Consider the following 22,181-nt stretch of genomic DNA (forward strand, 5'->3'; position numbering starts at 1 on the left):
GGCGTCGGCGGACGCGGGCGGGAGAAGGGATGCAGGTGGCATGTCGCGCCGACACTAATCGCGCGGCGCGAGCCTCGACGGGCTTGGCGCGGAACGTCGATCCGGATGCGCACCGAGGCCCGGCACCTCAGCCGCGGGGGTGTGTCAGCAGCTCGTCCGCGCGGCGGGCGATGCCCGGCCAGCCGAAGTCCGCCGCTCGGCGCCGCGACGCCGCCGCGACCTCCGCGCGCCGCCGGGGATCGCGCAGCGAGGCGACGAGGGCGGGGAGCTCCGCGAGTACGGCCTCCGCGACCTCCTCCTCCGTGCCCGGCCGGACGAGGACGGACCCGTCGACCACTCCGTCGGAGGTGCGCAGGATCTCGGGGAGGCCTCCGCGCTCGACCGTCACGACGGGGATCCCGCGCGAGAGCGCCTCCACCACGACCATCCCGAACGGCTCGTCCCAGCGGCAGGGGTAGAGCAGGAGCGCCGAGGCGCCGAACAGCTCCAGCAGTTCCTCGTGCCGGAGGAACGGGAGCCGGCGCACCGCGTCGGGCAGGGCGGCGACCGCCTCGTCGAGCGCTCGGACGTACGGGGTGGGCGTCGCGTCGTCCCCGAGGCCCGATGCGCCGGCGATGACCAGGCGCAGATCGGCGCCGTGCTCGGTCCGAAACCGCCTCACGATCTCGACGGCCTCGCGGGCGCCCTTCTCGGCCACCAGCCTCCCGGCGAAGACCGCCTCCGGAGTCCCGCCGAGCGGCGCGGGCGGCGCCTCAGGCGGAGGGACGACCCCGTTGTAGAGGACGGCCGTGGCGATCAGGCCGTACTGGTCGACCGCTCGTTTGCGCAGGAACTCGCTGCAGAAGAACCACTCGTCGACCGCGCCCAGGTAGCGCCGGGCCGCGGCGGGATCGGGCGGCAGGTGATCGAGCAGGTCGTTGTGCAGATGGGCGACGATCCGTCCCCGGTAGCCCAGACGGCGCAGGCGCACGGCGTAGCGGGGGCGGTTGTGGACCCAGACCGTCGGGACACGGCGGAGCGACGGAGCGAGCATCAGCAGCCAGAAGCGTCCGCCGAAGGACAGCCGGCGCAGCTCGGCGCCCGGGTCGCTGTCGCGCCGACGCGCCAGGAGGAGTGCCGTCCGCCGCTGAACCGAGTAGATCCGCCGGTACAGACGATGCGGCCGGACGTCGACGCCCGGCGAGGGGGCCGACCACGGCGCGTGGACGGCGATCCGGAGCGACGACCGGGACACCGTCTCGCGGACCCAGGTCGCCACGGCTCCCCCGCTGCCGTCGAAGCGCTCCTCGGCGGCCAGCACCACGGCGACGTCGACCGGGGCGGCGGAGCCGGGCCGGAACCGGGCGGGCAGTCGCGACAGGACGAGCGATCGCGCCTCGGCGATGTCGCGCCCCGGCGCCAGGAGCACGGTCGCGCCCAGCACGAGGCCCGCGAGTGCCAGCTCCACCGGGAGCAGCCGCAGGGGCGCGCCCTCGGGGAGCAGGCGGAGCAGGAGCAGCACGATCGCCATCGGTGCGGCGAGCAGCGGCCCCGCGGCGCACGCGCGCAGGAACGCGACGAGGCGCACTCCGAGCACCACCCGCAGCACGGCGCAGGTGACGGCGAAGCCGAGAGCGCTCGAGAGCAGCAGCCCGCCGATCAACCCGTCGAGTCCGAACAGCACTCCCCCGCCGACGATCATCGGGATCGTGATCGCCGTCTTCACGATGTTCACGACCAGCCCGAACCGCACCCGGTCCATCGCCATCAGGATGAAGCCGACCGGGTTGCCGATCGCCCGCACCGCGCCCACCACCGTCAGAGCGCTCGTCATGCCCGCGATCCAGCCCCAGCCGGGTCCGTAGAACAGGCGCACGATCTCCTCGGAGCGCAGTGCGACCAGCATCAGCGGCGGGATGCTCGCCATGCTGAGCACCGCGGTGACGCGGAGGTGGTTCCGCGCGACGCGCTCGCGATCGTGCTGGATGGAGGAGAACACCGGGAACATCACCCGCGTCACGATCGGGTTGACCCTCGCGGGGAGGTTCACGGCGAGGTTGTAGCCCAGGGTGTACCCGCCCAGCTGGGCAGGTCCGAGCAGGCGGCCGATCGCGAGCGAGCCGGCGTTCGAGCCGAGGTAGTTCACGATGCCGTCGAGGGTCTGGAAGACGCCGAAGGAGAGGAAGCGGGCGGTCTCGCGGATCCGGAACCGGACCCGCAGCCGGAACCAGCGCCGGGCCTGCACGAGGGCGAGCACGGAGCGCAGAGCCGCGGTCGCGACGAGGCCCCACGCGTAGGAGAGCGCCCCCGCACCCGAGACCGCGAGGCAGACCGTCACGGCGAAGCCGCCGACGAGAGCGGACGTCTCGGACACCGCGACCGCCCGGAACCGGATCCCCTTCTCGAGCACCGCCCTCGGCACCTGACCGGCTGCGCTGCCCACGAACACGAGCGAGGCGACGGTGAGGACCGGTGCCGCGGCGGCGGACCCGAGCAGGGAGGCGATCGGTCCGGCTCCCAGGAGGACGGCGACGGTGACCAGGAGCCCGACGGAGAGGTTCAGCCAGAAGACCGACGAGAGCTCGAAGCTGGTCGCGCGGCGGCGCTGGATGATCGCCTGGGCGACCCCCATGCCGAGGAAGATGTCGACGAACGCGTTGAGCAGGGCGACGATCGCGATGATCCCCATCTCGGAGGGGTCCAGCAGTCTCGCCAGCAACGCGAACTGCCCGAGCTGCACGACGAGCGCGACGGCGAACGAGACCGCCGTCCAGGCGGTCGCGTCGACGGTGCTCCGGCGCAGGCTCACCGCTTCCGCCCGGCGGAGGCCGGATGGAGGCCCGGTCGCGGGTCGTCGGCGCCGTGCTCGGCGCGGCTCATCCGCGACTCCCGTCCGTCGTCGATGACGATCGCCCGGCCGCCCGGTCGTAGAGGTCCTCGAGATCGCGGATCCGCTCGGCGAGGTCGAACGAGGCGAGCACGCGCTCCCGCCCCGCCGCGCCCATCCGCGTCGCGCGCTCCGGATCCCGGAGCAGGGCGGCGAGCGCCCCGGTCAGGCCGGGCACGTCCCCCTCCGGGACGAGCAGCCCGGTGACGCCGTCCTCGACCGCCTCCGGGACGCCGCCGTGGCGGTACGAGACGACGGGGACGCCGGCGAGCGCGGCCTCGAGGAAGACCATGCCGAAGCCCTCGGAGTCGCCCGTCGCCGCGGTCCTCGACGGCGCGCAGAAGACCGCGGCGCCGGCGAGGATGCGGGCGACCTGGGCGGGGGCCCGGGAACCGGCGAAGGTCACCCGCAGGCCCAGGCGCGCCGCCTGCTCGACGAGCGGCTCCCGCAGGTGGCCGTCGCCGACGACGGTCAGTCGGACGTCGCGGAGCGGTCCGGGGAGGGCCGCGACCGCCTCGAGCAGATCCGGGACGCCCTTCTTGTCGGTGAGGCGGCCGACGAAGACGATTCCCGCGCGCTCCTCGACAGGTGCGGCCTCGGGCCGGCACGTCGGGACGCCGATGTAGCCCACTCCGGTGCGCCGCGGGTCCGCGCCCAGGCGCAGGAGCCCGTCGGTGATGAAGCGGGAGACGCCGATCACCGCGTGCGCGGCGCGGAAGACGGCGCGGGCCTCGAGGGCGCGGTGGGCGCGGGCGACGGGTCGGAGCAGGCGCGGCGCTCCGGTCGCGAGCGGCCAGCTGGTGACGTCGTAGCCGTGCCCCGTCACGACGAGAGGGAGGCGCCTCCTCCGTGCGTACCGGGCGATGGAGACGGCATCGATGAGGAAGTGCGCGTGGATGAGGGCGGGCCGGTGCTCGTCGACGATCGCGTCGAGCCGCCGCGAGACTCCGAACCAGCGCAGGAGGAGGGATCGCCTCCCGCGAGGGGTGATCGGATCGTGCAGGACGATGTCGGTGCGGTCGTGGAGGACGCCCGAGCCGGTGCGCTCGAGGCCCACGCCGAGGGCGCGCCAGCGCTCGAGTCCGTGCATCTGGTTGCGGACGAACGTCTCGGAGTCCTGCAGCCACGCGCGCTTCCAGACCAGGACGAGCGGCCTCTCGCCGTCGGCGACTCCCGCGTGCTCAGCGGACGGCACGGCGCACCCGGTGGCGGAGGGCCGCGACCACGCTCGGCAGCACCCTCACGGCGTCGCCCAGATAGCGCCGCCAGAGCCTGCCGGGCTCCCGGCTGAGCCGGTGCGCCCACTCCAGGCCGAGGCGCTGCACCACGAGCGGCGCTCGTGGGATCTCGCCGGCGAGGAAGTCCACGGCGGCGCCGACGCCGAGGCACACCGCTCCCGTGCCGCCGACCGCGAGCAGGCGCTCGCGGACCTCCTCCTGCTTCGGCGAGCCGAGGCAGAGCGCGACGATGCGGACGTCCGCCGCGCGCAGGGTCGAGGAGAGGCGGGCGAGGTAGCCGTCGTCCGCGAGCTCGGCCGGATCCGGCGAGACGATGACCGGCACCTCCAGCCCGGCGAAGCGCTGCTGCAGCTCGGCGGCTGCGCGATCGCCGACTCCGGGGCGTCCGCCGATGAGAGCGACCGGCGCGCCCTCGAGCGCCGCGCGGCGGCAGACCTCGGTGAAGAGGTCGATGCCCGTCACGCGGCTCGCCGTGCGGTGGCCGTACGAGCGGGCCAGCCAGACCAGAGGGGCCCCGTCGAGCACCACGAGGGACGCCCGGCCGTAGTACCGGCGGAACTCGCCGGAGTGCTTCCAGCGCACGAAGTGGTCGGTGTTCGGCGTGACGACCAGCTCGTCGCGGCCGCTCCGGGACAGCTCGAGCACGGCCTCCGCCGCCTCGTCGAGCGTGGTGATGCTGGCCGGCATCCGCTCGATGCGGCCGGTGATGTAGGAGGTCATGCCGGTGCTCCTCGGGGGTCGGTGCGGGAGGGAGGGAAGGGAGCGGAAGGAGTGCGGAGAGGTCCGGACGGTTTGTTCGCGGCGGCTCGAACGGGGACGGTCACGTCGTCCATCGGGTGCTCCTCCGGTCGGAGAGCCGACGGTGCGCGTCGTGCACGGCGTAGAGGATCCGGCTGAGCGCCGTGAAGGCGGCGGGGACGTGCTTGAGCACCAGCCCGAGGACGAGCAGCCGCGGCGTGCGCGCGGACCGGAGCACGCGGACGTCGCGCAGCGCCTCCGATCCGAGCCGGACGCCGCTCTCGACGAGCGCCGGGTCGGAGTTCTGGCGGATCGGGGTGAGCGCCACGGGGACCGCGTAGAACCAGGTCGTGAACCAGTCCGACAGCGGACGCGGCACCTCCTCGAACGTGCGGGCGAGCGCCGCCCGCATCTCCTCGGCGCAGACCAGGAGGTTTCGGAGGTCGGGGTCGCGTCGACGGGTGATCGAGGAGGCCGTGTGCACGTAGGAGTAGAGGACCTCCGGAACGAAGAGCACCCGCTCCGACGCCTGCACCGCCCGCAGCACTCCGACGAAGTCGGACTGGGAGCTCAGCCGCGGGAAGAGCTCCTCCTGCAGGACGGTGCGACGGAAGAGCTTGTTCCAGAGGAAGCCGTGCAGGCGCCCGGAGGCCATCCGCTCGAGAGCGAGCTCGGACGAGACGAGCTCGCGCCGGTCGAGGCCGTCGATCACCCGTCCGGAGGTCGTCTGCCGGGTGCGGTAGAGCGCCCGGCAGACGACGACGTCGGCCGCCGTCCGCTCGGCCTCGGCGGCGAGGGTCCGGAGGATCCCGGTGTCCCACTCGTCGTCGACGTCCACGAACCAGACGAACTCGGAGTCGATGCGGGCGAGGGCGCGATTCCGGGCGGCTGCGACTCCGCCGTTCTCCTCGAGGAGGAGGACCTGCGCGTCCTCGCGTCCCTCGGCCCACCTCTCGAGCATCTCCGCCGAGCCGTCCGAGGACGCGTCGTCGACGAGGACGACCCGCATCCCCGGTCCGAGAGTGAGGGCGAGCCGCGCGAGGAAGCCGTCGAGACGGGCGATCGCGTTGTAGCAGGGAGCGACGACGGTCACCGAGTGCGCGGACCCGCTCATCGTCGACCCCCGAGCTCCCGGTAGGCGGCGACGACGGGGCCGAAGACGGCGTCGGGCGAGGCGGCCTCGTCGACCCAGGCCTTCGCACGGTCGGCCTGCCGCAGGAGTCCGTCAGGTCTCTCCAACGCAGCGGCGAGGAGCTCGGCGATCCGCTCTCCATCGGCGTCGGCGGGGAGCAGGAGCCCCCGGCCGTCGGCGAGCAGCTCGCCCACGCCGCCGACGTCGGTCGCCACGACCGGGCGACGGCGGGCCATAGCCTCCAGCATCACGAGCGGAGTCCCCTCCCACCGCGAGGTCGACAGGAGGAGGTGCGCCGCGTCCAGCGCTCCGGTCACGTCCGCCGACGGACCGGCGAAGTCGACCACTCCGGCTCCCCGGGCGCGCTCGCGCAGCACCGGCAGCATCGGACCGTCGCCCAGCCAGGTGCCGGTGACGGAGCGGATCCGCGCGAGGGCCTCGACGGCCGCGAGGAAGCGGGCCGGGTCCTTCTGCTCCGCGAGCCGCCCGATGCCGAGGACGCGGACGACCGGCTCGGCGATCTCCGGCGCGAGCGCGGGTTCCGCCGTGACGTTCGCCGGGGTGTTGCCGGTGACGACGACGCGCTCCTGCGGGCGACCGTAGCCCTCGACGACCATCCGCCCCACCGAGGCGGAGACGGCGAACACGCGCCGGGAGCGGAAGGAGAGTGCTCGACGGTCGATCCCGGGCAGCTCGGTGTGCGCGTGCTCGACGACGGGCACACCGAGCGCGGCGCCGACGAGGAGGGCCAGCAGAGCCTCGCGGCGCTGGTGGGCGTGCAGGACGTGCGGGCGGAACCGGCGGACGGCGAGAGCGAGGTCGCGCAGATCGGCCGCGAAGCCCCGTCCGGGTCTCGGCACCACGAAGACGGGCGACTCCTGCGCGGCGCGGGTGCTGAGAGGCCCCGGACGCCCCCAGTAGGCGGTCTCGCAGCGGTGGTCGCGGCTCCAGGCGCCCAGGGAGAGGGCCACACGCTGCGCTCCGCCGTCCTCGAAGGAGTCGAGGACGTGCAGGATGCGCAGGGATCGGGAACGGCCGGCCCTCATGAGCGGGCTCCGTCGAGGACCGCGCCCGGGAAGCGGGCGTCGAGTTCAGCGAGGACGGCGTCGACGTCCCGGCGCATCGCCGCCGGGTCGATCCCGTAGTGGTCGGCGAGGAGGCCGACGACCTCGTCCCGCGGCCGGCGCTGCCGGATCACGGCCTCGAAGACCGAGGCGGCACTCAGCGAGAGCACGACCGGGGGCACCGACGGGCGGGACAGGTCGAGCACGTAGACCTGCTGGTCGGTGCGCTCGACGGCGAAGCGCTGGGCCGGCGGAGTGCTGCCACCCGGCGCCTCGGCGGAGGCCTCCACCGGAGGGACGGCCCTCGCCGCGGGGGCGGACGGGGCCGGGGAGGCGCTCCCCGGTGACGTGGCCTCCGCGATCACCACGAACGAGGACACCGGGCCCGGCTCCTCGCTGCGGCCGCTCAGCGCCACCCGGGTGAAACCGGTCAGGGCGGAGGGCAGGCCGCGGAGCGCCCGCAGGGTCCGCTCCCCCCGCAGCCGGAGTCGCGACCGGGCCGTCGTCGCCTCGGGATGGCTCGCCTCGAGATCTGCGCGGGTGGGGAAGGCGGCTCGCAGCAGCAGGCCGCCCTTCAGGCGCCAGGGCGCGGACGCCACGGCGTGCAGCCAGTTGAAGGTGTGCCGGTCGGAGCGGCGGCGCACGTCCCAGAGGGCCCGCGCCTGCCGGTAGCGCTCCTCAGGTGCGGCGGGGACTCCCCAGGAGGCGAGCAGCTCCGTCATCGGCATCTGCGCCCCGAGCTCGGCGGCCGCCTCGCGGATCGCCTCGAGCTCCTCGTGCGGGAGGCCGGCGCCGTGCGCCTCCAGAGCCGCGAGCGCCGCGATCGCCGAGACGGAGCGCGCGCTGCGGAGCTGATGCAGGGCGTGCAGCACGAGGTGGTGCGCGGGCCCGGGGATCCGCACGGTCTCGTCGCTCAGAGGCAGCTCCTCGGCGGCCGCCCAGAGGCGGTCGAAGACGATCCGCTCCTCCTCGAAGGCTCCCGGGAAGGAGCGGTGGACGTCGACGTCGCACGGCCACGAGGGGTGGACGAGCGTGATCGAGTGGTCGACGAAGAGGGTCCAGCTGAGAGCCTCGGCGCGGCGGCGCCAGCCCATCGAGGCGAGCAGCCCGAGAGCCTCGTCGAAGCGCTCGGGGTCGACCCAGAGGTCGACGTCGGCCGATGTCATCGGCGCGCGGATCCCCTGGCGGTGCAGGCCCTCGCCCTTCACCACGAGGCTGCGGACGCCGTGCCTCTGCAGCGTGTACTGCACCAGCACGGCGGCCAGGCGCAGGGCGACGGCGTTCGGCAGCATCGCATCGGCGGAGGCGCCGGGAGCCGAGCGATGTTCAGGCGACACGGGCGCGTCCCTCCGCGAGGGCGAGGATCTCCTTGGCCGCGACGGACCACGGGCGCTCCCGGGCGAACTCGGCGGCGCCCCGCGAGAGGACCGTCCACTCGAGACGGAGCCGGTGGAGGGCGTCCTCGTACTCCTCGCGCGTCGCGTCGTCGGGGAGGACCACGCCCGCCCCCGCCGCGCAGAGGTCGGCCAGGACGCTCGACTCGATCGCGAGGACCGGCAGCCCGCTCGCCAGCGCGTCGAGTCCGGCGGCCGCGCCGGTCGTCGACGGCGTCAGGTGGGCGTACGCGTGGGAGTGGCGGAGCACCTCGACGATGCCGTCGCGATCCTGCTCGCCGACGGAGCGGAGCCCCGACGCGAGATGGTCGGCGATGCCGCCGCCGTCGTCGATCACGGTGACGTACTCGGTGCCGTCCAGCCGGGCGAGGAGATCGAGCCGCTCGGCGCCCCGGTCGAGACCGGAGGCCCCCACGGCGGCGAAGCGGAGCGGCCCGTCCGGGGCGGACGGCGTCGGGAACGACGCGTCCGGCAGGCCCAGGGGCACGACCGTGCCCGCGAGGGCGGACGCGATCCGCTCCGTCGGGGTGACGACGACCGCGCCGCGCCGCTCCTCCTCGAACCGATGGCGCGGGAGGGCGGGGAGGTCGTCGGCGAGGAGGACGGTCGTCGGAGCGAGCCCGGCGAGCTCCACGGCCGTCCCCGCGAGAGCGACCACGAGGTCGGGCCGCTCCGGGGCGAGCAGTCGGCGGGCCCGGCGCGTCACGACAGCGAGCCCGACGGACCCCGCACCCCTCCGACCGGCGGGCTCGAGGAGGCGGGCGAGCACGCTGGGGCGGAGCTCGGCGCCGCTGAACGCCTCCGTGTCACCGGTCACGACGATCACGCGGTGCCCCCGGCGGCGCCAGGCGCGCTCGAGCGGAGCCGCGTGCCAGGCGTCGAGGGCGACGATCCCGATGGTCAGCACGGGCGGACTCCCCCCGTCAGGGGGGATCGGCGGCAGGGACCGGGAGACGGGAGGAGCGCGGCGTCCCGGTGGTCGATGACCTCGTGCACAGGGCGGTACCTCTCTCCGTCGCGGCAGGCGGAGCCGCGGACGTCGGAGAAGTTATCCCCGTGTCCGGCGTCCTCCGAGCGGAAGGCGCGATACGGAGGCGGAGGCGGCGTGCGCGCCGCTCGAGGAGTCGGATCGCGTCGGGCGCGGTCCCTCGACCGTCAGTCCCCGCCACGGGTTCCGCGCGCGCTGCACCGGCGTGCGGAGGCACCGCGGCGCCGCCGATAGAGTCGGCTCCGTGACCCTCTCCTCGCAGATCTTCACGCTCCCCTCGGCGGTGCAGCGGACCCCCGCCGGCGCTCCTCGCCCGGGCCGGCTCCGATGAGGGGCATCGTCCTCGCGGGAGGCTCCGGGTCGAGGTTGTGGCCGATCACCAAGGGCATCTCGAAGCAGCTGATGCCGATCTACGACAAGCCGATGATCTACTACCCGCTGTCGACGCTGATGATGGCCGGGATCGACGAGGTCCTCGTGATCACGACGCCCGAGTACAACGACCAGTTCCGTGCTCTGCTGGGCGACGGGTCGAGCCTGGGCATGCGGATCGAGTACGCGGTGCAGCCCTCCCCCGACGGGCTCGCGCAGGCGTTCCTGATCGGCGAGGAGTTCATCGGAGACGAGTCCGTCGCCCTGGTCCTGGGCGACAACATCTTCCACGGCACCGCCCTGGGCACCGCCCTCGCGGCGAACACCACGATCGAGGGCGCCGTGATCTTCGCCTACCAGGTCGCCGACCCCCGCGCCTACGGAGTCGTCGAGTTCGACGATCACTTCCGAGCCGTCTCCATCGAGGAGAAGCCCGAGCAGCCGCGCAGCAACTACGCCGTGCCCGGCCTCTACTTCTACGACAACTCCGTCGTGGCGATCGCGAAGACGATCACGCCCTCGGCCCGCGGGGAGCTCGAGATCTCGACGATCAACGAGCGCTACCTCGAGGCGGGGCGGCTGAACGTCCAGGTGCTCGACCGGGGAACGGCGTGGCTCGACACCGGGACCTTCGACTCGATGATCGAGGCGACGGAGTTCGTACGGGTGATCGAGCAGCGGCAGGGGTTCAAGATCGGCTGCATCGAGGAGATCGCCTGGCGCAACTCCTGGATCGACGACACCCGCCTCGCCGAGCTCGCCGCACCGCTGGTCAAGAGCGGCTACGGCGCCTACCTCCACCGCCTGCTCCGCCTCGAAGGCGTGAGCGCGGGCCGCTGAGCCCGGCCTCCCCCGACCTTCCCGACCTCCAGGAGAACCCGTGCGGATCCTCGTCACCGGCGGTGCCGGCTTCATCGGCAGCAACTTCGTCCACCTCACCCTGCGCGAGCGCCCCGACGCGCGGATCACCGTGCTCGACAAGCTCACCTACGCGGGCAGCCGCGACTCCCTCGCCCCCGTCGCCGACCGCGTGCGGCTGGTCGAGGGCGACGTCGCCGACGCCGAGCTGGTGGACCGGCTGGTCGCCGACTCGGACCTCGTGGTGCACTTCGCCGCAGAGTCGCACAACGACAACTCGCTGCACGACCCGACGCCCTTCCTCGCGACGAACGTCATCGGCACCTTCGCGCTCCTGCAGGCGGTGCGGGCGCACGACGTGCGGTACCACCACATCTCGACCGACGAGGTCTACGGCGACCTCGAGCTCGACGACCCTGCGCGCTTCACCGAGCGCACCCCCTACAACCCCTCCAGCCCCTACTCCTCGACCAAGGCCGCCAGCGACCTGCTCGTGCGCGCCTGGGTGCGCTCCTTCGGAGTGCGGGCCACGATCTCCAACTGCTCCAACAACTACGGCCCCTACCAGCACGTCGAGAAGTTCATCCCCCGCCAGATCACCAACGCCATCGACGGCATCCGCCCCAAGCTCTACGGCACCGGCGCCAACGTCCGCGACTGGATCCACGTCGACGACCACAACACCGGCGTCTGGGCCATCATCGACCGCGGCGAGATCGGCGAGACCTACCTCATCGGCGCCGACGGCGAGAAGAGCAACCTCGATGTCGTCACCCGCATCCTCACCGCCTTCGGACAGCCCGAGGACGCCTTCGACCACGTCACCGACCGCGCCGGACACGACCTCCGCTACGCCATCGACTCCACCCGCCTGCGCACCGAACTCGACTGGCGCCCCCGCTACACCGACTTCGACGCCGGACTCGCCGCCACCATCGACTGGTACCGCGCCAACGAGGACTGGTGGCGCCCCGCGAAGGCCGCCACCGAGGAGAAGTACTCCGCTCAGGCCTGACGCGGCCCGCCGGCGCGGATCAGTGCGGACCGACTCCGGTCGACACCCGGCCCGAGGGCCGCGGAGAGTCGCACGGGCCGGGGGTCCGCTTCGCGCGGGAACGACCGGACAGGACGATGCGGAGCAGCTGCAGCGGCTCGAGGAGGTAGCGGGCCGCGAGGCGGCGCGGATCGCGCGCCAGACGGAACAGCCACTCCACGCCCAGGGCGCCCATCCACCGCGGGGCGAGCGCCTGGGTGCCGGCGATGTAGTCGAGGCAGCCGCCGACGTTCGCGAACGCCGCTCGCGGGGCGAGCTCCCGGTTCTCCAGGATCCAGCGCTCCTGACGGGGCATGCCCATCCCGACGAGGACGAGGTCGGCGCGGGCGAGCGACTCGGCGAGCGGCCACTCCTCGCCGGTGCCGTGCCACTGCTGGTCGAATCCGTCGTATGCGAGCCAGGTCATCCGGGAGGTGCGCGCGGCGACCGCCTCCGCCGCTGCGGCCGACGACTCGGGGGTGCCGCCCACGGCGACGACCACCAGCGGCTCGTCGTTCTCGATCAGCGGGAACAGCCAGTCGGTGCTGCCGATGCGGTGCTGCGGAGTCAGCGGCGAGTCGACCGCCGTCCCGCGGGCGAGCGCGAGGATCGGCCAGCCGTCGATCAGCACCGTGTCCGCCTGGTCGCAGAACCGGCGGAAGTGCTCGTCGGTCTGCGCCATGTAGAGCCCGTGCAGGTTCAGGTTCCCGATGATGCGGCCCCGGTGCTCGCCGGCGAGGATCTCGGCGATCATCTCCGGAGCGGTCCGGGCGTCCACATGACCGAGGTCGAAGGGGAGCGCGGTGCGCGCAGCGGCTGTCATGCGGTCTCCTTCACGGAGGTGACGATGGTCTCGACGCGGCGGGCCCACGAGTGCTCGGCCCAGACGTCGCGCTGGCGGTCGGCGGCGACCCGGGAGAGCTCCGGCAGCGAGCGGACGCTCTCGGTGAGGACGCTGCGCAGGTCCTCCTCTCCCGCCGAGTCGTAGCAGACGACGGGGTAGCCCTCGCGCTGGAGGCCCGCCGTCACGTCGTGCCGGCTCGCGACCACGGGCTTGCCCGCGGCGAGGTACTCCCAGAGCTTCAGCGGGGAGAAGTAGCTGCCGTTGGCGCTGGAATGGCCGGCGAAGCAGAGGTCGACGCCGGCGAGGAAGGCGGGGACGTCGTCGGGGTGCACCCGTCCGCGGAAGGCGACGCGATCCGCGAGGCCGAGCTCGCGGACCTGCCTCTCCAGGTCGGCGCGGACCGGTCCGTCGCCGGCGATGTCGAGGTGGACCTCGCCCAGGTCCTCCGAGGCGAGCAGCTCGATCAGCGAGGAGACGTTCTGCCACGGGTAGAGCGTGCCGAGGAACCCGATCCGCGGGGTGCGAGTCCCGTCCACCATCTCTGCGGGGCGGTGCACGGTGTGGTCCACGCCGTTGGCGACGACGAGGATGCGCTGCCGGGGGATGCCGTACCGGGCGGTGAGCTGGTCGGCGAGAGCGTCCGTGACGGCGACGATCAGATCGGCGCGGCGGAGCGTGCGCCCCTCCATCCACTCGGCGAGAGCGCGGCTGGTGGTCGCCCGCCGCTCGCTGGTCGCCTCGACGGCGAGGAGGGCGTTGACCTCCAGGACCCAGACGGCCCCGGTGAGGCGACGGGCGAGGGAGCCGAGCTCCTGGAAGAGCGCGTACCGCTCGTAAACGAAGTCGGCGGTCGACCCGGAGACCCGGCGCTTCAGCTGGAAGCGCGAGCGCACCCGGGAGACCAGCCGGAAGACGTCGGTCGCCACGATGGACAGGCGCGAGCCGGACATGCGGCTCTCGGACCCCTGACCGTGCACCGCCTCCGGCATGGTGTCCCCCACGATGAAGCGCTCGACCTCGACGCCGCTCTGCTCCAGGCCGTTGATCACGCCGAGGATGTGCGAGCGCGGGCCCAGACTCTCGGTGGAGGGCTTGGTCGACAGGCGCGGAGCGCCGGATAGATACAGTGCTTTCACGGGGCGATGCTCTCCAGACGGATCACTTGACGGTAACACCGGGCAATTCGGGTCCGAGACCGGTTCGGCTACCCGTTGGGGGGTCATGACGGCGAGAATCGTTCACCTCGCTCGTGAGTCCGATCGATTAGCCTTCACCTCGGTTCGTCGAGTATTACAGACAGTGCGGGACGAGAGCATGACACCCGTTCGTCCGACCGACAATCGTCGGATTCCCGAAGGGGACTTCATATCCTGAACACATCGAAAGGGAATCACGCGTGACCGATCCGGCCCCGAAGAGGAATACCGTCCGAGTCCTCCTCTCCGTCGCTCCGCCGGACGGAACCACACGATTCGTCGACCAGGTGACGCGCTTCGCTCCCGAAGAGATCGACTTCTCCTTCTTCTCCTGGAGAAAAGCGTTGATCGGCAGATGGGACGTGTTCCACGTCCACTGGCCGGAATTCCTGATGAGAGGGAGATCGAAGCCGATAGCCGCGGCGCGGACGGCATTGTTCGCGCTCTTTCTCGCTCGCTTATCGCTTTCCCGGGGAAAGATCGTCCGCACTCTGCACAACCTCGAGCCGCACGCCCCCGGCGGTCGCATCGAGACGGCGCTCCTGTCCGCTCTCGAGCGCCGCACGGACCTCTTCGTGACCCTGACGGGGGTGACGCCGGTGCCGCGCGGTGCACGCTCCGTCCTCATCCCCCACGGCCACTACCGGGATGTGCTCCCGCTCGAGCACAGCGCTCCGGTGCAGCCGGGACGACTGCTGTACTTCGGCCGCATCGAGCCCTACAAGAACGTCGAGCGCTTGGTCGAGGTCTTCCGGGAGCTGGACGATCCGGAGCTCGTCCTCGGCGTCGTCGGCAGGGCGCCCGCGGCCCTCGCCGAGCGGATCGCGCGGGCCGCCGCTCTCGACGCCCGGGTCGCGACGCGCTTCGGCTTCGTGCCGGACGAGGAGATGGTCGCCGAGATGACCTCGTCGCAGCTGGTGATCCTCCCGTACACCGAGATGCACAACTCGGGCATCCTGCTGGTCGCGCTGTCGCTCGGCCGCCCCGTCCTCGTGCCGCGCACCCCGGCGAACGTCCTGCTCGCCGACGAGGTCGGGCAGGAGTGGGTGCGCATGTTCGACGGCGGGATCGACCGCGACGACCTGCTCGCCGCCGTCCGCGCGACCGCCGATCTCCCCGCGTCGGGACCCGTCCTCGCGGGACGCGACTGGAGCGCCGTCGGCGCGTCCTACGCCCGCGCCTACCACCTCGCGGTCGACGCCCCCGTCGCTCGTGCCCGCCGAACAAGAGGGACCTCATGAGCACCCGCATCTTCGTCAATCCGAGCGGCCAGAAGGAGAACCTGGGCGACTCGGTGCTCCGCCGGGCGTACCTCGATGCACTGCGCGACCAGGGACAGCTGCACGTCTACGCCGGCACCCACTCCGCGTACATCTCGGGACTGGGCCTGTCCGCGGAGGACGTCGTCTACCACTCCCGCTCGAGCTGGCTCCGCGCCGCCCTCGCCGTCGGCCCGCGCGGCTCCCGCATGGGCTTCGCGCTGAACGCGGGCGAATGGGTCCTCGATCGCCGCTTCCTCGTCAACTCCGCCTGGCAGACGGCGCTGCTGACCCGCTCGCGCCTCGGCGGCGGCCGCCCCGTCGCCCTCGGCATCGCGCTGCGGCGGGACCAGGGAGCCCTCCCTCGCCGGTGGTTCCGACGCATGCTCTCCCTGACCGGGACGACCAGCTGGCGCGACCCCGACAGCCGCGCCGACCTGGGCATCGGGACCGTCGCTCCGGACTGGGCCTTCGCGCTGGGCAGCGCGCCCGAGCGGTTCCGCCCTGCGGATCAGCGCCGTGCGATCGCCGTCGCGCTGAGGGGAGATCGCCCGGCCCCCACCGGAGTCTGGCTCGGGACGGTGCGCGCACTCGCCCGCTCGCTCGACGCCCGCATCGTCGTCGTCGATCAGATGCAGGAGGACGAGCAGCGCTGCGCCGAGCTCGCCCGCGACCTGGACGGCACCGTCCTGGGCTGGGACGCCTCCGTCTCGCACGCCGACCACGAGCAGCGGGTGCGCGAGCTCTACCGCGACTGCGCCGCGGTCGTCAGCGATCGGATCCACGCCCTCATCCTCGGAATGACCGAGGGCGCCGTCCCGATCGGCTTCACCACGAGCGACCCGGAGAAGGTGCGCCGCACGTTCGCCGCCGTCACGACCCTGCCGGTGGCCTTCGCCGAGAAGGACGTCACCGGTGAGGCGGACGCCGTGGAGCGGGCCCACGCCCTGCTCGGTCAGAGGGACCGGCTCCTGGCCGACCTCGCCGTCGGGCGGGAGCGCCTCGCCGAGCTCCGCGGCTCGCTGATCCTCTGACCGCCGGGGCGCCTCGCCGGCTGTTCTCCGCGACGTCGGCGCCGAGGGCGCCCTCCGCGCCCTCAGCGCCGGCGGATCGCCAGAACGGTCCGCTGGAGGAGCCGCGCGTCCTCCCGGTAGGCGCGGAGCAGGAGGACGGCGAGCCCGGCGATCGCCAGGTCGATCGCGCCCACGATCAGCAGCTGCCCCAGGGCGCCGAGTCCAGCGGTCAGTGCCAGCGCGGGCAGTGAGACGACGACGATCGCGACACCGAGCGCGAGCGGACGGCAGGCCTGCAGGAGGAGCGCCCTCACGTCGATGCCGGCGCGCGGCACGGCGAAGAACGAGAGCACCACCCAGTTCAGGACGAGGCCGGCGGTGCTGCCGATCGCGACGCCGAGAGGCCCCCACACCACTCCGATCGCCATGAAGACGACCATGAGCGAGCGCGAGACGATGCTGAACCGCAGCTGGAGCCCGGTCAGCGCCTTCGCCAGGAACACCCAGTAGTAGACGAACCCGAGCGCCTGGAAGACGCCGCCGATCGCGAGGATCCGGAAGATCGTCTTCGACTCGTCCCACCCGGGGCCGAGCGCGATCTCGATGATCGGGTCGGCGAGCGCGGCTGCCGCGAAGAAGACTCCGCCCATGACGTAGGCGAGCACGAGCTGGGCCCGCTGCACGTACCGCTCGAACTCGGGCCTGTCCTTCATCCGCGAGAGCACGGGGAAGGCGACCCTGGTCATCGGCGCGGCGATCTGCTGGAGCGGCATCCGGAAGATCTGGTACGCACGGTCGTAGACGCCCAGCGCCCCGGCGCCCCAGACCCGTCCGATCAGCACGCTGTCGGCGTTGCCGCTGATGTAGTTCACCAGCTGCACCCCGACCGTGTTCGCGCCGAAGCCGAGGAACGCGCGCATGCCCTGCGTGCGCGAGGGCAGGCCGGGCAGCCAGCCGGCACCGATCACCAGGACGACCAGAGTCGTGACCGCGACCAGCAGCTGCTGAGCGACGAGGGCCCAGTAGCCGGCTCCCGACAGCGCGAGCAGGACCGCGCCCGTGGAGGCGACGAGCTGGGCCAGCACGTCGGAGGCGGCGAGCCAGCGGAACCGGAAGCGGCGGGAGACCTCGGCCTTGAACTGAGCCGTGACGGAGTTGACGACGAACACCGCGGACAGCGCCTGGCAGACCGGGACGAGCTCGTCGCGCCCGTAGAACGCCGCGATCGGCACCGCGAGCAGGAAGACGATCCCGCCCAGCACCAGCCCGAGGAGGACATTGATCCAGAGCAGGTTGTTGCGCTGGGCGTCGGTCACGTCGCTGGACTGGATCGACGCCATGGAGAGCCCGAAGTCGCCCAGCAGCGTCGCGACTCCGGCGATGGCCAGCACCATCGAGACCACTCCGTAGTCGTCCGGGCTCAGGAGGCGCGCGAGGACCGCGAGCGCGCCCAGCTGCAGGACGAAGCGGATCCACTGCCCGCCGAGCGTGGCAGCGGCGCCGCGGGCGGCGTCACCGGCGATCGTCACCGTGCGGCCTCGACGACACTCCCCCAGAGATCGCGCGGGAAGGCCTCGAGCAGCGCGTCCGGACGCCAGTCCAGGGGCGGCTCGCCACCCGCCTGGATCGCCTCGGCGACGGTCGCGGCCGGGGTGAAGCCCGAGCGTCCGGAGCCCTCGTAGTAGTCGCGGTACTTGAAGTCGGGCTCGCTCGCCGAGGCCACCAGCCGGGCCGGGATCCCCAGCGACTCCGCCACGACGATCGCGTGCAGAGACGAGCCGACGACGAGGTCGCTCGCCGCGATCGCGCCCAGCACCTCGAGCACGGGGCGCGTCGGCTCGACGAGGCCGTCCTCCGCCCGCGGGGCGGTCCCGTCGGCGCGCATCCGGCGGAGATCGTTGAGGTTGGGGAGGACGGTCACCCGGCGGTCGGGCATGCTGCGGCGCAGCTCGTCACGACCCCAGAGGGTGCCGACGAGCAGGCCCGGGTCGCCGTAGACCTCGGGCACGGCGATTCCCCGGGCGCGGAGGAAGCCGCGGGTCAGAGGACCGCGGACGGCCCGGACGTCGAGGTCGGTGAAGTCGAACCGTGCGTCCAGCGATTTGCCGTTCGCGCCGATGCCCCAGAGGGTGTCCCCGTCGCGGGCGAGCTTGAGGATCGACCCCACGGCGAGCAGTCGGCGGCGCTCGGGAGCGGAGCCGGGCGAGATCCCCTCGCGCTGCAGGATCCGCTCCACGATCATCGGGCCGAGCAGATCGCCGAAGTTGTCGACTCTCCTGCGGATCGGCACGAACCGGGCCCAGGGGGCGCGACTGATCGGCTGTGCGGGATTCCAGTGGACCACGTCGATCTTCGGCACGGAAGTATGCTCTCCTCGTCCTGCGGCATGCGAGAATCACGACGCCGACCTAGACTAACGGCACTCGGCACATCTGCCTCACCGCGTGATATCCCCGCTAGCGAGCGGCGCCCGCGCTCTCGACGGAAGACGATCCCATCTCGAACAATCGATCAGCTCTTGTCCCCCCCAACGGGCGGCAGACAGTCGCGCGACGCGGAATTCCCTCGAGCGATCCTCGACGGGCGAGACGGCCGCTTCTGGTGGGCCTGCTCCTGGGCTCCGCGGCAGGACTGGTCGGAGTCCAGATCAACGCACTCGGCCCTTTTCAGGGAGTGAGCATGCTGCTCGTGGGGCTGTCCTTCCTCACGGCACTGCTCTGGAAGGACAGGGCTCCTCTCGCCCGAGTGAGACTGACTTCTCTCGACTACTCCTTCCTTCTTCTCCTCATCGTCTGGGGAATGCTCGAACTCGTGAATTCGGGCGAGTTGATGCATTCGCCTTTCATCGGCGTTCTGCTCACTGTCGGTGTCGCTTATGCGGCCACTTTCCCGGTCCGGATGGTCGTCCGCGCTCCGTCGGACCTGGCGCCGTTCCTCCGCGGGTTCAGCGCACCGGGCGTGCTCGTCGCGCTGATCGCCATCTCCCAGCTGCTGCGCGTGCCCGGCGTCAACGACGTGCTGGTGCAGATCACGAGCTCCGGCGGTCTCGCCGAGCGGCTCTCGAGCGGCTGGGACATCCGGGGCACGTCGACGATCGGCCACTGGACCGCTCTCGGCGGGTACCTCGCCTGCGTGATCGCGGCGTCCTGCGTCGACCTGATCATCAGCTCTGCGGGCACGAAGCTCGCCCCCTGGCCGGTCGTCGCCCTCACCGTGCTCTTCGCGGGCGCCGTCACCACGCTGACCTTCGCGACGATCGGCGCCGCAGCGGTCATCCTGGCTCTCACCGCCCTGCGGCTGAAGGCCCGCCCCGTCCTGGTGCTCTCGGGGGTGGCCGTGCTGGCGGCCGGCTGGCTCGTGCTCGGGCAGAGCATCGCGGCGCGGCTGGAGCAGCAGTCCGGGCAGTCGCAGTACGCGATCGCCCAGTACTCCTGGCTGCCGCAGACCATCGGCTACCGGGTCAACATCTGGGTGACCGAGACCCTCCCCGCCATCGCGGAGCGCCCGCTCACCGGCTGGGGCAGCCAGGTCTACTCGGCCGTCGACAAGGGCTGGCCCGTGCGGCCGTCCTCGCTGGTGTGGGTGTCGCCCGAGTCCGAGTGGATGCGCACGCTGATCGCGAGCGGAGTCCTCGGCCTCCTCGCCGAGGTCCTGCTGCTGCTGGTCGCGTTCGCCGTCGTGCTCCGCTCCCGTCGGATGCTCGGAGCCGCGGCCGTGTTCCCGGTGACGATCCTGATGGTCGTGCTCGTGGTGATCTCCACCATCCACAGTCACTTCTCGAACCCCGGCGTGCCCCTCGCGCTCTGGCCGCTGGTCTTCGCCGTGGCCGTCGCGGCTCGTCGAGCGAAGACGCCTCCGGTACCGCCGTCGAAGGCCGCATCGCCGAAGCGTCGCCGGCAGTACCTCCCCCGCTGACGCGGTGCACGGTCGGACGTCGGCCGGCCGTGCAGCCCTGCGGCTAGACCGACTGGCGCCAGGCCCCGCCGTCCCAGAACAGCAGCAGCTGCCCGCCCGGATCGACGGCGACGTCCTGGCCGCCGGTGAGCGCAGTGCCGCCCGCCGCCCCGTGACGCACGGTGACCGGACGCGCCCCGGCGTGCAGCAGGTGCAGCCGCTGACCGAAGACGCTGCCCGAAGGCAGGGCCGCCATCGTGAGCGTGTTCGTGGACACCAGGCGCACCATGATCACCGGGTCGGGTGAGAGCGGCAGGCGCTTCTGGGTCGCTGTGACCTCGTTGTTGCCCCAGACGAAGACGCCGGAGGTGGCGACCTCGGTCGCTCCGTCGGCGGGCACGTCGCAGCGCCACTCGATGGACGACTGCGGCGACAGGTTCTCCCCCGGCATGTAGCGGAACGGGTAGCTGAACCGCACGTTGCGGGCGCGCACCAGGTGGTCCGTCCCGCTGAAGACGCCCCAGGTGCGGGCGACCACGTCGGGCGTGCTGCGCACCTCCAGTCCGTCGATCTCCGTGCGCTGCTGACCCGGGACCGCGCCCGCAGTGCTGCCCGAGCCGATGGGCCGGGGCGTACCGGAGGTGTTGGCCTCGAAGTCGAGGATGGTGTCGCGGATCCGCAGCAGGCTGTTCTCGGAGTAGATGCCGTGGTAGTCGCCGGTGCCGGGGTTGCTCGCGCCCGCGCGGAACACGCCTCCGGCCAGCACGACCGAGGCGTTGTAGCTGACCAGCAGGGCTCCGGTGCGCTCGGCGTAGATGTCCGAGGCCGTGACCGTCGGCGAGGGGTCGAAGACGCCGGCGCTCGGGTGCCCGGTGGGTCGTCGGACGACGCGCACCGCCGCTCCCCGGGCGTCGAACGCGCGGAAGCCGTTGATCTGGTGCGAGCGCGAGTCCCCGCCCTTGGCCTCGTCCTGCACGATCACGCCGTTCTCGACGAAGCGGGCCGTGCAGTCCACGACCCTGTGCCCGATCCCCCGCAGCTGGTAGCCGGACTGCCCCTGGCTGCCCTGGCCGATGCCGGAGGTGGCCGTGCAGCCGATGAAGGTCACTCCCTCCGAGCAGTGGTGGGTGTCGAAGGCGCTCGAGGTGGTCATCAGCGCGTTCACTCCCGAGACGACCGTGCCGTAGGTGCGGCCGTATCCGGAGAGATCGCTGTTGGCCGCGACGCGGTTCGTGTCGTCGGAGTAGGAGTGGCGCACATGCGAGTACACGCCGCGGTCGACCTGGCCGAAGCTGCTCCCGACGTCGGAGACGCCGTATCCGAGGATCGACGAGCCCGCGTCGTCGGTCGCGAAGCGCACGATCGCGTCCTCGACGAGGTATCCGTAGCAGGAGGTGAAGCGGAAGGCCGGCCCGGAGGCGCGGGTGACCGTCACGGAGCGCAGCTGCGGATAGCGCAGGCGGGAGAAGTAGACGAGGGGCTCGTTCGACGCGGTCGCGCGCGCGGCCGCGACCATCAGGGTGCCTCCCTCGATCGAGAAGGTCTGGTCCGAGATCTGCGCGACGCGGATGTTGGTGCTGTAGGTCTCGCGCAGCACTCCGCCGAGCACCACCGTCGATCCGGAGGAGGAGCGCACGACCGCGAACTCGCCCAGGCGCGACTCGACGACGCCGTCTCCCGGCCTGCGCTCGGGGATCGGGTCGTCCGAGACGATCTTCACGATCGTGCCGGGAGCCCAGTCCGGTGTGCCGCCGACGCTCAGCTGCGACACGGCGGAGGCTCCGGCGGGCGCGGCGATCGTCACCGCGGTGACGGGGAGGACGGTGCCGTACGCCCCGGAGACCGAGAAGATCGGCTTCGACGAGGTGGCGACGAGGGTCGCCCCGTGCGCGCTCACCCGCAGGGACTTGGCGAGCCGAGGGTAGAGCGAGGTCCCGACGAGGTAGGTGCCGGTCGGGATCACCAGCAGGCCGCCCTCGGGGACGGCGTTCATCGCCTTCTGCAGGCCGGCGCTCGAGTCCGTCGCGCCGGTCGCGTCGATGCCCGAGAAGCGGGCGGCGGAGGCGACCACGGCGATCCGGTCGAGCTCGCCCTGCGAGATCGTGACCGCGGCCTCGGCGGCGGGGGCTGCGGCGGTGCTCCAGGCGCCGACCGCGCCGATCGCACCGGCGGCGAGGACACCGCGACGCAGGAGGGAGGCGGGACGCCCCGGGTTCTCGTGAATGGTTCGGTCGCCGATCAAGGGGGGCCTCCCGGACGTGCGGTCGTGGGCGCGGGGAGAGCCCCGCGCCC

General features: G+C 72.5%; 17 protein-coding genes. 5 read left to right on the forward strand and 12 right to left on the reverse strand.

All coding sequences use genetic code 11. The annotated features are described in order from the left end of the window. Nucleotides 1–127: 127 nt before the first annotated feature. The 7 genes from GSU45_RS10270 to GSU45_RS10300 all read right to left on the reverse strand — a co-directional run bounded on the left by GSU45_RS10270 (nt 128) and on the right by GSU45_RS10300 (nt 9,339). Complete coding sequence (locus GSU45_RS10270) at nt 128–2,788, reverse strand: MOP flippase family protein (RefSeq protein ID WP_159914729.1); 2,661 nt, start codon at nt 2,786–2,788, stop codon at nt 128–130. A gap of 67 nt (nt 2,789–2,855) precedes the next feature. Further along, nucleotides 2,856–4,061: a glycosyltransferase gene (locus GSU45_RS10275; RefSeq protein WP_159914731.1), complete on the reverse strand. Its 1,206-nt coding sequence runs from the start codon at nt 4,059–4,061 to the stop codon at nt 2,856–2,858. After that, nucleotides 4,048–4,824 carry a WecB/TagA/CpsF family glycosyltransferase gene (locus tag GSU45_RS10280; RefSeq protein WP_159914733.1) on the reverse strand — a complete coding sequence of 259 codons (777 nt, stop codon included), beginning with the start codon at nt 4,822–4,824 and terminating at the stop codon, nt 4,048–4,050. The genes GSU45_RS10275 and GSU45_RS10280 overlap by 14 nt, the downstream gene beginning before the upstream one ends. 100 nt (nt 4,825–4,924) lie before the next feature. Next, complete coding sequence (locus GSU45_RS10285; protein WP_159914735.1) at nt 4,925–5,956, reverse strand: glycosyltransferase; 1,032 nt, start codon at nt 5,954–5,956, stop codon at nt 4,925–4,927. After that, a complete protein-coding gene (locus GSU45_RS10290) occupies nt 5,953–7,020 on the reverse strand; it encodes a glycosyltransferase family 4 protein (protein WP_159914737.1) in 1,068 nt (355 codons plus the stop codon). The genes GSU45_RS10285 and GSU45_RS10290 overlap by 4 nt, the downstream gene beginning before the upstream one ends. Beyond that, nucleotides 7,017–8,375, reverse strand: coding sequence for a PqqD family peptide modification chaperone (locus GSU45_RS10295; protein ID WP_159914739.1), 1,359 nt, complete (start codon nt 8,373–8,375; stop codon nt 7,017–7,019). The genes GSU45_RS10290 and GSU45_RS10295 overlap by 4 nt, the downstream gene beginning before the upstream one ends. Further along, nucleotides 8,365–9,339: a hypothetical protein gene (locus GSU45_RS10300; protein ID WP_159914741.1), complete on the reverse strand. Its 975-nt coding sequence runs from the start codon at nt 9,337–9,339 to the stop codon at nt 8,365–8,367. The genes GSU45_RS10295 and GSU45_RS10300 overlap by 11 nt, the downstream gene beginning before the upstream one ends. A gap of 408 nt (nt 9,340–9,747) precedes the next feature. On the opposite strand from GSU45_RS10300, the gene rfbA reads away from it, so the two are divergent. Next, entirely contained in the window at nt 9,748–10,632 is an 885-nt protein-coding gene (gene rfbA, locus GSU45_RS10305; protein WP_159914743.1) for a glucose-1-phosphate thymidylyltransferase RfbA, read from the forward strand. A gap of 40 nt (nt 10,633–10,672) precedes the next feature. Then, nucleotides 10,673–11,665, forward strand: coding sequence for a dTDP-glucose 4,6-dehydratase (gene rfbB, locus GSU45_RS10310; protein WP_159914745.1), 993 nt, complete (start codon nt 10,673–10,675; stop codon nt 11,663–11,665). Between the two features lie 19 nt (nt 11,666–11,684). Here the strand turns inward: rfbB and GSU45_RS10315 are convergent, their stop codons facing one another. Further along, nucleotides 11,685–12,506 carry a WecB/TagA/CpsF family glycosyltransferase gene (locus GSU45_RS10315; RefSeq protein ID WP_159914747.1) on the reverse strand — a complete coding sequence of 274 codons (822 nt, stop codon included), beginning with the start codon at nt 12,504–12,506 and terminating at the stop codon, nt 11,685–11,687. Then, a complete protein-coding gene (locus GSU45_RS10320; RefSeq protein WP_159914749.1) occupies nt 12,503–13,663 on the reverse strand; it encodes a glycosyltransferase family 4 protein in 1,161 nt (386 codons plus the stop codon). The genes GSU45_RS10315 and GSU45_RS10320 overlap by 4 nt, the downstream gene beginning before the upstream one ends. 260 nt (nt 13,664–13,923) lie before the next feature. On the opposite strand from GSU45_RS10320, the gene GSU45_RS10325 reads away from it, so the two are divergent. Together GSU45_RS10325 and GSU45_RS10330 are read left to right on the forward strand one after the other, a co-directional pair. After that, the gene (locus tag GSU45_RS10325) at nt 13,924–14,964 is read left to right on the forward strand and encodes a glycosyltransferase (RefSeq protein WP_159914751.1); all 1,041 of its coding nucleotides are present in this window, start codon (nt 13,924–13,926) and stop codon (nt 14,962–14,964) included. After that, a complete protein-coding gene (locus tag GSU45_RS10330; RefSeq protein WP_159914753.1) occupies nt 14,961–16,016 on the forward strand; it encodes a polysaccharide pyruvyl transferase family protein in 1,056 nt (351 codons plus the stop codon). Before GSU45_RS10325 ends, GSU45_RS10330 begins: the two co-directional genes overlap by 4 nt. Nucleotides 16,017–16,078: 62 nt before the next feature. On the opposite strand, the gene GSU45_RS10335 is transcribed toward GSU45_RS10330, so the two are convergent. Then, a complete protein-coding gene (locus GSU45_RS10335; protein WP_159914755.1) occupies nt 16,079–17,524 on the reverse strand; it encodes a lipopolysaccharide biosynthesis protein in 1,446 nt (481 codons plus the stop codon). Then, a complete protein-coding gene (locus tag GSU45_RS10340; protein WP_159914757.1) occupies nt 17,521–18,354 on the reverse strand; it encodes a polysaccharide pyruvyl transferase family protein in 834 nt (277 codons plus the stop codon). The genes GSU45_RS10335 and GSU45_RS10340 overlap by 4 nt, the downstream gene beginning before the upstream one ends. A gap of 539 nt (nt 18,355–18,893) precedes the next feature. Here GSU45_RS10340 and GSU45_RS10345 point away from each other — a divergent pair. Continuing rightward, complete coding sequence (locus tag GSU45_RS10345; RefSeq protein WP_159914759.1) at nt 18,894–19,910, forward strand: O-antigen ligase family protein; 1,017 nt, start codon at nt 18,894–18,896, stop codon at nt 19,908–19,910. Between the two features lie 43 nt (nt 19,911–19,953). Here GSU45_RS10345 and GSU45_RS10350 read toward each other — a convergent pair whose 3' ends face one another. Continuing rightward, nucleotides 19,954–22,131, reverse strand: coding sequence for a hypothetical protein (locus GSU45_RS10350; RefSeq protein ID WP_159914761.1), 2,178 nt, complete (start codon nt 22,129–22,131; stop codon nt 19,954–19,956). Nucleotides 22,132–22,181 lie beyond the last annotated feature (50 nt).

Source organism: Rathayibacter sp. VKM Ac-2801 (assembly GCF_009834245.1).
In the GTDB taxonomy this organism is placed as follows: Bacteria; Actinomycetota; Actinomycetes; order Actinomycetales; family Microbacteriaceae; genus Rathayibacter.

Bases quoted from the DNA above. Each gene is read 5' to 3' on its own strand.
- GSU45_RS10280 (WP_159914733.1), bottom strand. From the start codon at position 4,824: ATGACCTCCTACATCACCGGCCGCATCGAGCGGATGCCGGCCAGCATC.
- GSU45_RS10285 (WP_159914735.1), bottom strand. From the start codon at position 5,956: ATGAGCGGGTCCGCGCACTCGGTGACCGTCGTCGCTCCCTGCTACAAC.
- GSU45_RS10290 (WP_159914737.1), bottom strand. From the start codon at position 7,020: ATGAGGGCCGGCCGTTCCCGATCCCTGCGCATCCTGCACGTCCTCGAC.
- rfbA (WP_159914743.1), top strand. From the start codon at position 9,748: ATGAGGGGCATCGTCCTCGCGGGAGGCTCCGGGTCGAGGTTGTGGCCG.
- GSU45_RS10315 (WP_159914747.1), bottom strand. From the start codon at position 12,506: ATGACAGCCGCTGCGCGCACCGCGCTCCCCTTCGACCTCGGTCATGTG.
- GSU45_RS10330 (WP_159914753.1), top strand. From the start codon at position 14,961: ATGAGCACCCGCATCTTCGTCAATCCGAGCGGCCAGAAGGAGAACCTG.
- GSU45_RS10345 (WP_159914759.1), top strand. From the start codon at position 18,894: ATGGTCGTCCGCGCTCCGTCGGACCTGGCGCCGTTCCTCCGCGGGTTC.